General features: G+C 30.9%; 8 protein-coding genes. 6 read left to right on the top strand and 2 right to left on the bottom strand.

The window, feature by feature from the left end; all coding sequences use genetic code 11:
* Window positions 1–2: 2 nt before the first annotated feature.
* The gene (locus ABDX67_RS03370; protein WP_347173544.1) at window positions 3–1823 is read right to left on the bottom strand and encodes a sodium:solute symporter family protein; all 1821 of its coding nucleotides are present in this window, start codon (window positions 1821–1823) and stop codon (window positions 3–5) included.
* 98 nt (window positions 1824–1921) lie between these two features.
* Here ABDX67_RS03370 and ABDX67_RS03365 point away from each other — a divergent pair, with 98 nt between their 5' ends.
* The 6 genes from ABDX67_RS03365 (at window position 1922) to ABDX67_RS03340 (ending at window position 9764) form a co-directional block, all read left to right on the top strand.
* Window positions 1922–3235 carry an anthranilate synthase component I family protein gene (locus tag ABDX67_RS03365; RefSeq protein ID WP_347173543.1) on the top strand — a complete coding sequence of 438 codons (1314 nt, stop codon included), beginning with the start codon at window positions 1922–1924 and terminating at the stop codon, window positions 3233–3235.
* Between the two features lies 1 nt (window position 3236).
* Entirely contained in the window at window positions 3237–3485 is a 249-nt protein-coding gene (locus tag ABDX67_RS03360; RefSeq protein ID WP_347173542.1) for a hypothetical protein, read from the top strand.
* A complete protein-coding gene (locus tag ABDX67_RS03355; protein WP_347173541.1) occupies window positions 3485–4786 on the top strand; it encodes a serine hydrolase domain-containing protein in 1302 nt (433 codons plus the stop codon). Before ABDX67_RS03360 ends, ABDX67_RS03355 begins: the two co-directional genes overlap by 1 nt.
* Before the next feature lie 17 nt (window positions 4787–4803).
* Window positions 4804–6114, top strand: coding sequence for a tRNA lysidine(34) synthetase TilS (gene tilS, locus ABDX67_RS03350; protein ID WP_347173540.1), 1311 nt, complete (start codon window positions 4804–4806; stop codon window positions 6112–6114).
* A gap of 112 nt (window positions 6115–6226) precedes the next feature.
* Window positions 6227–8215 carry a protein-disulfide reductase DsbD family protein gene (locus ABDX67_RS03345; protein WP_347173539.1) on the top strand — a complete coding sequence of 663 codons (1989 nt, stop codon included), beginning with the start codon at window positions 6227–6229 and terminating at the stop codon, window positions 8213–8215.
* A gap of 58 nt (window positions 8216–8273) precedes the next feature.
* A complete protein-coding gene (locus ABDX67_RS03340; protein WP_347173538.1) occupies window positions 8274–9764 on the top strand; it encodes a S10 family peptidase in 1491 nt (496 codons plus the stop codon).
* Between the two features lie 63 nt (window positions 9765–9827).
* Here ABDX67_RS03340 and ABDX67_RS03335 read toward each other — a convergent pair whose 3' ends face one another.
* The gene (locus tag ABDX67_RS03335) at window positions 9828–12566 is read right to left on the bottom strand and encodes an outer membrane beta-barrel protein (RefSeq protein WP_347173537.1); all 2739 of its coding nucleotides are present in this window, start codon (window positions 12564–12566) and stop codon (window positions 9828–9830) included.
* Window positions 12567–12729 lie beyond the last annotated feature (163 nt).

Below are 12729 nucleotides of genomic sequence, written 5' to 3'. Positions count from 1 at the left end.
TTTTAAAGAATTTTTGCTCTAATTTTCACCCAAACTCTTTTTAATAAATATCCACTTAAAATTGCTGTTATTGTGATACTAATTGCTAATGTAGTTTGTCCGTAAATCCAATATCCTGTTGCAAACAAACAGCTGTAAATAAACACACAACCTAGTAACATAGCTAAGATTCCAGACGGTACACTCCAACCTTCTTTATCATTTACAATATCAATATTCTCTAATTTTGCCTCATCAATTACTTTTGACCATCCTGGTCCGCCAGGTTGTATTTTTTGATAAAAATTACGCAATACATCTTTACTTTCTGGCTGAGTTAAGAATGTGACAAGCAACCAAATAAACGTTGTTATTAAAACAACCATTGGAAATCTTGACCAATCTGGTAAAACACCTGCGGATTCTTTCGTTCCAAATAAAAATATTCCTACAGAAGTAAAATTGATAATGATTGAAATAATTCCTGATGAAAACATGGCAGCAATTTCACTCCAAGCATTGATTCTCCACCAAAACCAACGTAAAATAAATATCAATCCAGTTCCTGCACCAAACATTAAAATTACATCAAACAATTGCAATGCATTTTGTAATACCAACGCTAACAAAGCGCTACAAATCATTAATACAACTGTTGATAATCTTCCAACAGCAACTAATTTTTTTTCTGAAGCATCAGGGTTTATTTGCTGTTTGTAAAAATCATTTACAATATAAGATGAGCCCCAATTTAAATGTGTAGAAATAGTACTCATATATGCAGCAACTAAAGAAGCCAACACCAATCCTAATAAACCACTTGGTAACTTTGTTAACATTGCAGAATAGGCTAAATCGTGTCCTAACTTATCTGGAGTTACATTCGGAAAAGCTTCTTGAATACTTGCCAAATCTGGATATAAAACCAAAGAAGCCAACGCTACAATAATCCATGGCCAAGGACGTAAAGCGTAATGCATAATATTAAAAAAGAAGGTTGCACCAATTGCATGATTTTCATCTTTTGCTGCTAACATTCTTTGTGCAATATAACCACCACCACCAGGTTCTGCTCCTGGATACCAAGCGCTCCACCATTGTACAGCTAAGGGAATAATTAATAACGTAATTAAAGCCGATTTATCATTAAAGTCTGGTAAAAGTGATAATTTATCAGCAACATTTTCATTTGTCAACAGAGCTTCTAAACCACCAACTTCTGGAATATTCACCAAATAATATGCTGCACCGATGGCTCCTGCCATGGCAACAAAAAACAATAAAAAGTCTGTATAAACTACACCTTTAAATCCGCCAACCGCACTAAAAACAACTGTAATAACTCCGGCATAAATTACGGTTTCCCAAGGCTCTAAACCCAACATAATTTGTCCGATTTTTATCGCCGCTAAAGTAACAGCAGACATTGCCAAAATATTAAAAACAACTCCTAAATAGACTGCTCTAAATTTTCTTAAAAACTTTGCTGGTTTTCCTCCGTAACGCAATTCGTAATATTCAATATCTGTATTTACTGCAGATTTTCTCCATAACTTTGCGTAGACAAAAACAGTTAATAATCCTGTAATTAAAAACGCCCACCAAACCCAGTTTCCTGAAACTCCATTATTACGAACAATATCTGTTACTAAATTTGGTGTATCTGTTGAAAACGTTGTTGCAACCATTGACAAACCCAATAACCACCACGGCATATTCCTACCAGATAAAAAATATTCAGAAGAATTTTTACCTGATTTTTTTGAAACATAAATCCCAATAAAAAGTGTAATTGCAAAAAAGGAAATAATTAAAACGTAATCAAATGTACTTAGTGAAACCATTATATAATTTTTGGAGGCTGTAAAGTACTACAATTTTAGAAAATAATTGCAAGATAAAAATGAAGCTACACCATTAAGATTTGTATTTTTGTAATTGCATGCAAAGAGTACAAAAAAGTTTTTCGGTTGAATCTATTGATGAATTTAAATCAAAAATTTTGATTTGGGCGCAACAGTATGAGGCAATTTCTTGGTTAGATTCTAATCAATACAACCAAAAATATTCTTCCTTTGACGCTGTTTTAGCGGTTGATGAGTTTACTTCCATCAAAACAGATTACACCAATGCTTTTGATACCTTAAAAGAATATCAATCGATTACAAACGATTATTTGTTTGGCTATTTGAGTTATGATTTAAAAAATGATGTTGAAAATTTATCTTCTAAAAATTTCGACGGATTGCATTTTTCTGATTTGTATTTCTTTCAACCGCAACGCATTCTTTTTATCAAAGGAAACACAGTTGAGTTTTCTTATTTAAAAATGATTGATGATGAAATTGATGCTGATTTTGAAGAAATAAACAAAATTTCTTTAGGTTTCGGCTCCGATCAACCTGACAAACCATCTAAAGAAATAAAAGTAAAACTAAGAATTCAGAAAGATGAATATCATCAAAAAGTTACTGCTATTTTAAATCACATCAATAGAGGCGATATTTACGAAGCCAATTTTTGTCAAGAGTTTTATGCAGAGAATGCAACGATTAATCCGCTGGAAGTATATCATCAATTAAATGAAATTTCTGAACCGCCTTTTGCTACTTTTTTAAAATGTGAATATCAATATTTATTATCGGCATCACCAGAAAGATATATCAAAAAAACAGGAAACAAAGTAATTTCTCAACCCATAAAAGGCACTGCTAAAAGATTGATTAGTAAAATTGATGATGCCCAAATTGCGGTTGAGTTGTCTAGAGATGAAAAAGAACGATCAGAAAATATAATGATTGTAGATTTGGTGCGAAACGACTTATCTAAAACCGCCATCAAAGGTTCTGTAAAAGTAGAAGAGTTGTGTAAAGTATATTCTTTTAAACAAGTGCATCAGTTAATTTCTACCGTAGTTTCTGAAGTAGAAAACACCACGCATCCTGTAGATATTATTAGAGAAACTTTTCCGATGGGTAGCATGACTGGCGCGCCAAAAGTATCAGCCATGAAAATTATTGAGGAACAAGAAGAAACCAAACGCGGCTTGTATTCTGGCGCTGTTGGGTATTTTACTCCAAATGGCGATTTCGATTTTAACGTTGTCATTAGAAGCATTTTATACAACGAAGAAAATAAGTATATTTCCTTTTCTGTTGGCGGCGCAATTACAGCAAAATCTACTCCAGAAAAAGAATACGAAGAGTGTTTATTAAAAGCCAAAGCCATGAAATATGCGCTAACAAAATCAGACTAAAATGATTATTGACCAAGACGAAAAATTTAAAAAAACAATTGCAACTTTTGAAGGAACTTATCAAGTTCAGGATGTTTTTAATACATTTATTGCGTTGTATCCAGAAGATTGGAAACAATTAAAAATAAATTATTCTAAATTTAACCGAAGTAAACAGTTCGGAAAAACCATTCCGTTACCAAAACCAGAGGTTTCTTTAAAAAAAATGATTCAAGTTTGGATGTCAAAAAACAAAAAAGCACAACAATAATGTTGACAAGAAAAATTATTTTTTTGAGTTTATCTGTATTGAGTTTTTCAATCAATGCTCAAAAACTAACTTATGGAAATCCGTCTGAAGCACACATGGATTCTCTCTTTATGCATCAAAAAGTAGATTCAATTATTACAGATGCAATTCAACAACAAGCGTTTCCTGGGGCGCAAATTTTAGTTGCTAAAAACCATAAAATTATTTTTCATAAAGCTTACGGATTTCAAACGTACGACAGCATTCAAAAGGTGCATTTAGATGATTTATATGATATTGCTTCTGTAACAAAAATTTTAGGTCCGCTGCCAGCAATTATGAAATTATATGACGAAGGAAAAATAGAATTAGACGCTCCTTTTAGCAAGTATTGGAAACCTTGGCAAGGAAGAAGCGACAAAGAGAATTTAACTGTTAGAGAAATATTAGCACATCAAGCTGGATTAAATCCGTACATCGTTTTTTTAAGTGAAATACTAAAGAAAGATAAGTCTTTAAAACCTCGTTTTGTGAAGACAAATCCTAAAAAAAAATTTACACGTCAGGCTTATGATAACATTTTTGTTAAAGATCGTTTTAAAAATAAAATGTATCGACAAATCAACAGATCTAAAGTTTCTGACGTTAAAAAATACAGATATTCTGGGCTAACATTTTTACTGTATCCTAAAATAATTTCTGATATTACCAATGAAAATTATAAAGATTATCTGCAAGAAAATTTTTACAAACCACTTGGAGCAGCTACTTTAGGATTTACACCAAAAACGAAGAATCTTACTAATAAAATTATTCCAACAGAAGTAGATTCTTTGTTTAGACACGAATTAACGAATGGCTGGGTTCATGATGAAAATGCAGCTTTAATGGGCGGAGTTTCTGGTAACGCTGGTTTGTTTGGAAGTGCACTAGATTTGGCAAAAATGATGCAAATGTTTTCAAATTACGGATATTACGATTACAAACAATATATTTCTAAAAGCACTTTAAGAGAGTTTACAAAAATTCAGTTTCCAGAAAATGAAAATCGTCGTGGTTTGGGTTTTGATAAACCTTTAATTGGCAATGATACGTTATCGATAAGTGAAGCATATCCAGCACCAGAAGTAAGCGCAGAAAGTTTTGGTCATTCTGGATTTACAGGAACTTTTGTTTGGGCAGATCCAAAGCACGATTTAATTTTTATCTTTTTATCAAACCGAGTGTATCCTAGCAGAACACACAGAAATATTTACAATTTAAATGTGAGGCCAAAAGTGCAACAAGTTTTTTATCAAGCTATTAATAAAGTGAAAGAGTAAAATAATTTACACCCTAAATGTTAGAAAAACTAGATCAACACATCAACCATAAATTTTCTTTTTTAAAAGAGAAAAAACTATTAATTGCTATTTCTGGCGGTGTTGATAGTGTTGTGCTAACACACCTTTTTCATCAATTAAATTTTGACATTTCTTTAGCGCATTGCAATTTTAATTTACGCGGAAAAGAAAGTGATAAAGATGAAGAATTTGTAAAGAAACTTGGAAAACAATTAAATGTAAAAACTTTTTCTATCCGTTTTGAAACGGAAACATATGCGAAAGAAAATCAGCTTTCAACCCAAGTTGCTGCTAGAAACTTACGCTATAATTGGTTTCAAAAGCTAATCAATAAACATCATTTTGATTATGTGCTTACAGCGCATCATGCAGATGATAATTTAGAAACTTTTCTTATCAATTTAACGCGCGGTTCAGGTTTGGAAGGTTTGACCGGAATTCCAGAAGTGAACAATCATATTGTGCGTCCGTTTTTAATTTTTTCTCGTGATGAAATTGAAATCTACGCAGCAGAAAATAACATCAAGTGGAGAAAAGATAAAAGCAATGCATCAACAAAATACCTTCGCAATAAAATTCGTCATCAAATTGTTCCTATTTTAAAAGAAATCAATCCAACACTTTTAAATAGTTTTCAAAAAACAACTGAGCATTTACAAGAAAGTCAATATTTAATTGATGAATCTATTTTTGATTTTAAAAATAAAGTAGTAACAATTTCAGAAAACGGAACGCAAAAAATTGATATTTCACAAATTCAAGAAACTACAAATCCCAAAGCATATGTATATCAATTGTTAAAGGAATTTGGTTTTACAGAATGGAATGATGTTACGCATTTATTAAGCGCGCAATCCGGAAAAGAAGTGCTTTCTAAAACACATCGTTTATTAAAAGATAGAGGTTTCTTATTGTTATCAGAAATGAAAGAAAACAATAAAAATTTAGAATATAAAATTACAGAAAACACTTTAGAAATTACAATTCCGTTACACTTAACATTTAAAAAAACGACAGAGATTTCCTCAGAAAACAAGAATGTTATTTTTATAGATTTAGAAAAAGTAACCTATCCGTTAATACTTAGAAAATGGCAACATGGCGACTATTTTTATCCGAAAGGAATGCAAGGAAAAAAGAAAGTTTCTAAATACTTTAAAGATGAAAAATTTTCTCTTCTAGAAAAAGAAAATACGTGGTTGTTGTGTTCTAATGATACTGTACTTTGGATTGTTGGCTACCGACAAGACAATCGTTTTTTAGTTGATAAAAACACGGTAACTGTTTTAAAAATAGCGCTTCGATAAACGTATAAAACTTTGTTAATTTTAACGAATATCCTATTAATAAATTTCTAGACTTTAGTTATTCAAAATTGATTTCGTACTTTTATCCTCTTATTTGAACAGAGGATTATTTATGAAAAAATTACTTCTATTATTCGCCCTACTTTTTAGTTTCTCTAGCGTTGTAAATGCACAAACAGAAACTCCAGTTACTTGGTCTTCTTCGTTTGAAAAAATTAGTGAAACCGAGTATGATTTAATTATGACCGCTAACATTATTCCTGGTTGGCATTTGTATTCTCAGTTTACAGAAGAAGGCGGATCTTTACCCATAATTATTAAAAAAGGCGATGAAACTGCTAATTTTAAATTGGTTGGTAAAGCTGTAGAAAGCGACACGATAAAAAAGTTTAGCGATGTTTTTGAAGTCTACGAATCTTACTTTGATAATTCTGCTGTTTTAAAACAGCGCATTCTTTTAAACGACACAACTATTAATGAAGTAAACTTAAATTTAACTGGACAAGTTTGTAAAGAAATTAATGGTGTTTGTATTCAAATAGATGAAGATTTTACGTTTACTTTTAAAGGAAAAGCATCTGTAAAAGAGAAAGTAGTTTTAGATGAAAAAAGTAAGTTATTAAGCAATAAATTACGATTAAATTTAAAAAATACAGAGATTTTAAAAAATGAAAACGAATCAAGTTCTGACGGGAACTCAAGCTTATTAAATATCTTTTTGTTAGGTTTTGCAGGCGGATTATTAGCGCTTTTAACACCGTGTGTGTTTCCGATGATACCATTAACAGTTTCGTTTTTTACAAAGCAATCACAAAACAAAAAGAAAGGAATTAGTAATGCCATTTTATACGGATTATTCATTGTAATCATATACATTTTATTAAGTATTCCGTTTCATTTTCTAGACAGTTTAGATCCAGAAATCTTAAATAATATCTCAACAAATGTTTGGTTAAATATTTTCTTTTTTGCCATTTTAGTGTTTTTTGCATTTTCATTTTTTGGGTATTACGAAATAACTTTACCTGCTTCTTGGGGAGATAAATTAGATTCTGCTTCTGGAATTGGAGGACTTATCGGAATATTCTTTATGGCATTAACATTGGCAATTGTTTCCTTCTCTTGTACCGGACCCATTTTAGGTTCATTATTAGCAGGCTCATTAACTTCAGATGGTGGCGCCATGCAATTAACTGCCGGAATGAGTGGTTTTGGGTTAGCGTTGGCTTTGCCTTTTGCTTTGTTTGCATTATTCCCTGGCTGGTTAAATTCATTACCAAAATCTGGCGGATGGCTAAATACCACAAAAGTTGTTTTAGGATTTTTAGAATTGGCTTTTGCTTTTAAATTCTTATCAAATGCTGATTTGGTAGAACATTGGGGACTTTTAAAACGTGAAATATTTATTGGAATTTGGATTGTAATTTTTGTTGGATTAGCCTTATATATTTTCGCTAAAATTAAATTTCCACACGATTCCAAAATCAAAAAATTAAGCTTTTCTAGAATTTCATTTGGAGTTTTAGTTATTGCATTTGTGGTATATTTAATTCCGGGAACAATGAAAAGTCCTACTTGGGATTTACGTTTATTAAGTGGTTTTCCACCTCCACAATTTTACAGCATTTATGAAACAGATACTGATTGCCCACTTGGATTAAATTGCTTTAAAGATTTTGACGAAGGTTTACAATACGCAAAAGAGAACAACAAACCTATCTTATTAGATTTTACAGGTTGGGCTTGTGTAAACTGTAGAAAAATGGAAGAAAATGTTTGGGTAGAAAACGACATTTTTACCATTATAAATGAAGATTATGTACTTATTTCTTTATATGTTGACGACAGGAAAGAGTTACCAGATGATGCACAATTTAATTTTATAAAGAAAAACGGAAACCTCAAAAAAATAAAAACTATTGGTGATAAATGGGCAACTTTTCAAGCCATTAATTTTAAATCTGCTTCGCAACCTTATTATGTTTTAATGAGTCCAGATTTAGAAATTTTACATGCTGCACAACAATATACAGATAGAGATACGTATTATAATTGGTTAAAAGAAGGCTTAGAAAAATTTAAGAAATCTTCTAAAAAATAATTTAGATAAAAATTGAATTCAGAATATTTGGTTACTTTTATAAAAAAGTAACCAAATAATGAAAACAAAACTCACATCTATTTTATTTTTTTTGTGTTTAACAATAACTTCTTACGCACAAAAAAGAACAATTCCTACAGACACAACCGTTGTAACAAATCATACAACAACAATTAAAGGGCAAAAGATTAATTACACTGCTTATACGGGAACTCAGCCTGTTTGGGACAAAGAAGGGCAACCAAAAGCAACTTTATTTTACACGTATTATAAACGAACCAACAATGTAAATACAGCAAATAGACCTTTGCTAATTTCGTTTAATGGCGGTCCAGGTTCTGCATCCGTTTGGATGCATTTAGCATATACGGGACCAAATGTTTTAAAGATTGACGACGAAGGTTATCCTGTTCAACCATACGGATACAAAAGCAATCCGCATTCTGTTTTAGACGTTGCAGATATTGTTTTTGTAAATCCTGTAAATACTGGTTATTCTAGAATTGTAGAACGCGAAGGAAAAAAAGTAAATAGAGCAGATTTTTTTGGTGTAAATGCAGATGTAAAATACTTAGCAGAATGGATTACCACCTTTGTTTCTAGAAATAATCGTTGGTCATCACCAAAGTATATTATTGGAGAAAGTTACGGAGGCACTAGAGTTTCTGGTTTAGCAAATGCTTTACAAAGTAACGAGTGGATGTATTTAAATGGAGTTATTTTAGTTTCTCCTGCAGATTATGGAGCAAAAAATTCTGATAACGCTGTTGCTTCTTCAATAGATTTTCCATATTTTACTGCTGCAGCCTGGTATCATAAAATGTTATCGCCAGCATTACAAAACAAAGATTTATTAGCCATTTTACCAGAATCTGAAAACTTTGCAATCAACACTTTAATGCCTGCAATTGCCAAAGGTGGATTTATAAGTGCTGCTGAAAAAAATCAGGTTGCAGAAAAAATGGCTTATTTCACCGGACTTTCTAAAAAAGTAATTTTACAGCATAATTTAGAAATTCCGAATAGTTTCTTTTGGAAAGAATTATTAAGAAACAAAAATGGTAAAACCATCGGAAGATTAGATTCTAGATATATGGGAATCGACAAAAAAGAAGCAGGAGATTCTCCTGATTACAACTCAGAATTAACTTCTTGGTTGCATTCTTTTACTCCAGCAATCAATTTGTACATTAAAGAACATTTAAATTTTAATACAGATGTAAAATACAATATGTTTGGTCCTGTCCATCCTTGGGATTGGAGAAACAATAATACTCGGGAAGAACTACGTAAAGCAATGGCTACAAATCCATATTTAAATGTGTTATTTCAAGCAGGATATTACGATGGCGCAACCACTTATTTTAACACAAAATACACGATGTGGCAACTTGACCCAAGCGGAAAATTAAAAGACAGAATGAGTTTTAAAGGCTATAGAAGTGGACATATGATGTACTTACGCAAACCAGATTTAAAAGCTGCTAATGACGATATTAGAAACTTAATAAAAGCAAGTGCTTCTAACGGAAAACCTGCAAAATATTAATTGCCTTTAAATCATAAAAAAGCAGCTACAAAAGTAGCTGCTTTTTGTGTGAAATTTTATAGCTTAATGTCTCATCATTCTTCTTCCTCTTCCTCTTGAGGTGCTTTGTTGAGTTCCTAATGTATACGTTAAACTAACCATATAATAAGTCCCTAACACATCTCTAGTTACTTCTTCAAAATAATTGTCTGTACTACTTCTAGAGAAGCCAATATTTTTATTTAAAATATCTAATGCTGTTAATTTAAGATTCATTGCTTTAGATTTTAAGAAATTGTAAGAAATTGAAGCATTCCAAATTGGCACAGTTTGATCTGTTCCAAAATTGCTATCTGTGTAAATATCGTATTTAAATTGTGTATTAAAGTTGAAAGATTTAGTAATGTTCCAATCAGATTTTATAAAATAAGATTGCTGCACAAACTCTCTGTCTGATGCGATAGAAAACGTAGTATTATTTTTAGTAATTGTACCTCCAACTGCTAAATCTAATTTATCTTTTTTGTTGTTTTCTATAGTTGCTCTAAAACTTGTATTCTTTGAATCTGTTTGATTATTTACTGTATTAATAACAGATTGATAATTGTTTGTAGAGTAATTTACGCCTAAGTTATAACGAATTCCTAATTTCTTTAATCGATTACCAAAGTTAACATCAGCACTAAAATTATCTCTTTCTCCTAAGTTTATAAAACTACTTGTTCTAACTCTTGTTGCAATATCTGTGCTCTCTGTATTTACAATAGCATCGCTAGTTCTGTTATAGCTTAAATGCGCAAAGAAACTAAATCCAGTTACAAAGTTATAATTACCATACATACCAAATAAAGAATGGTTTGTTTCTGGAGTTAAGTTTTGATTTCCTGTTCTAATAAATAAAGGATTAAAGTTATTTACCACTGGCGATAATCTACTTAAACTAGGTAAATTTAAAGATTTTCTATATCTAAAAAACACCCAACTTCCTCTTTTTGGACGATATCTAAATCTAAATGATGGGTTTACGGCAGAATAACTTTTATTAAATTCAATACCATTTCTTAATCCAAAATCTTGTTTTTGTTCTTGAAACTCTGTACCAATAGTTAAAGATGTTTTCTCGTTGTTATATCTATAATCTACAGAACCATAAGTAGTTGTTTTTTCTTCAAATAAATCTGCTGTAAAAGTAGAACCTGCATTTGTTGCTCCATTTAAAAGTGAAGATTGATTTGTGTATTCATCTTCTTCTTGCAATCTCATTCCACCACCAACTTCAATAAAATGTTTATCATTTAAAGGTTCTGTGTATTGTAATTCAAAATTAATATTGCTTCCTTTACTATTATTTGTTTGCGTATTTACTGTAGTTTCATCAGTCTTTAAAGCATCTACATAATCTTTTGTGTTTGTATTTCCGCTTGTATTATCACTTTTGTTTGCAGAAAAATCAAATTCTATTTCAAAACTACGCTTACTTGTTTTATTAAGCCTTTTGATATAATCTAAGTTAACACTTGCACTACTACTTTTATTATCACTATTAGAAACGCTCTCGTTTTCAACATCTTTTAATGTTTTACTGTCTGGTACATAGGCATCTAAGTTACTAATACTACTTCCACTTGTAGTACTAGCATTTAATCTACCTCTTAAGGTAATTGTTCTTAAGTCGTTAGATCTATCTATATAGCTAAAGTTAGCTCTGTTGGATTTTGTTTCACTATCACTTGTAGAATATCTTTCAGAATATAATTGTTGATTACCAACAAATTCTGTTCTTTTAGAAAATACATCACCAGATTCAGAACCTGTAAAGTTGTAAAAATAATCTGCGTTTAAATTTTGTTTTTTCTTGAATTCATATCCTAAGTTAAAACCAGCAATTCCGGTAGTTATAAACCCTGAAGAACTTCCACCGCTTCCACCTCTAGAAACTCTAAAACCGCCGCTTCCGCCACCAAAAGACATAATTTCAGAAATATCAGAACCAGAACTATTTACATTATTAGCTCTACCAATAAGAGAGATTTGCATTTTTGGTGAAAAACGATTGTAATTAGCACTTGTTAAATAACGCTCATCTGAACCATAACCTCCTTGAAACTTACCAAAGGCGCTTACTTTTCTATCGTCTTTTAAAGTTAAGTTAATTACTTTAGTTCTGTTAGAATCATTAACACCTGTAACTCTTGCTTTATCACTTTTCTCATCAATTAATTGAATTTTTTTAATTGCGTCTGCAGATAAATTCTTTAATGCTACCGAAGGATCTCCACTAAAAAACTCTTTTCCATCTACATAAACCTTAGAAACATCTTCTCCTTGTGCTTTTACTTTTCCGTCTGCATCAACTTCTACGCCTGGTAATTTTTTTAGTAAATCTTCAACAGTGTCATCAACTCTAACTTTAAATGCTTTTGCATTAAACGCCATTGTGTCTTTTTTAATTGTAATTGGAATTACAGCTGTTACAACTACTTCATCTAAAGTATTGTCTAATTCTTTTAATGTAATAGTACCAAAATCTAAAGATTTACCTGTAAAGTCAATTTTCTTTTGATAAACTTGATATCCTAATAAATTAATTTGAAAAATTCTTTTTCCGTTAGATATTTCTACAACTTTAAAGTTTCCTTTAATGTCTGTACTTGCATAACTAATCAAAGTAGAATCTGCTGCGTTAAGAACTGCTACAGAAGCAAATTCCAAAGGATTTTTTTCTTCATCTATAATTTTACCAGAAATACTCTGCGCAATTGTATTTGATGAAACTAATAATAAAGCGAATACTACTAGTTTTGTTGTAATTGATTTAATCATTATTTTTTTATTGATTTGTTTGGTTTTTATATAAAGCTATATTGAATAGCTTCTGCTAAGACCTTGAATTTTTGTAAAGGTTTAATTGCAATTTTTTATTTTAATATTTCTTTAACATTTACCTAATGTAATTACTTTCAAATTTTCAACGCGTAAATGTATG

This window comes from Polaribacter uvawellassae, from assembly GCF_039748955.1.
GTDB classification, from domain to species: domain Bacteria; phylum Bacteroidota; class Bacteroidia; order Flavobacteriales; family Flavobacteriaceae; genus Polaribacter; species Polaribacter uvawellassae.
Note: the sequence above shows the minus strand (reverse complement) of the source record. Positions and strands in the feature narration are given on the sequence as shown.

Excerpts from the sequence above, each read along its gene's own strand:
- ABDX67_RS03370 (WP_347173544.1), bottom strand. The coding sequence starts at position 1,823 with ATGGTTTCACTAAGTACATTTGATTACGTTTTAATTATTTCCTTTTTT.
- ABDX67_RS03365 (WP_347173543.1), top strand. The coding sequence starts at position 1,922 with ATGCAAAGAGTACAAAAAAGTTTTTCGGTTGAATCTATTGATGAATTT.
- ABDX67_RS03360 (WP_347173542.1), top strand. The coding sequence starts at position 3,237 with ATGATTATTGACCAAGACGAAAAATTTAAAAAAACAATTGCAACTTTT.
- ABDX67_RS03355 (WP_347173541.1), top strand. The coding sequence starts at position 3,485 with ATGTTGACAAGAAAAATTATTTTTTTGAGTTTATCTGTATTGAGTTTT.
- tilS (WP_347173540.1), top strand. The coding sequence starts at position 4,804 with ATGTTAGAAAAACTAGATCAACACATCAACCATAAATTTTCTTTTTTA.
- ABDX67_RS03345 (WP_347173539.1), top strand. The coding sequence starts at position 6,227 with ATGAAAAAATTACTTCTATTATTCGCCCTACTTTTTAGTTTCTCTAGC.
- ABDX67_RS03340 (WP_347173538.1), top strand. The coding sequence starts at position 8,274 with ATGAAAACAAAACTCACATCTATTTTATTTTTTTTGTGTTTAACAATA.
- ABDX67_RS03335 (WP_347173537.1), bottom strand. The coding sequence starts at position 12,566 with ATGATTAAATCAATTACAACAAAACTAGTAGTATTCGCTTTATTATTA.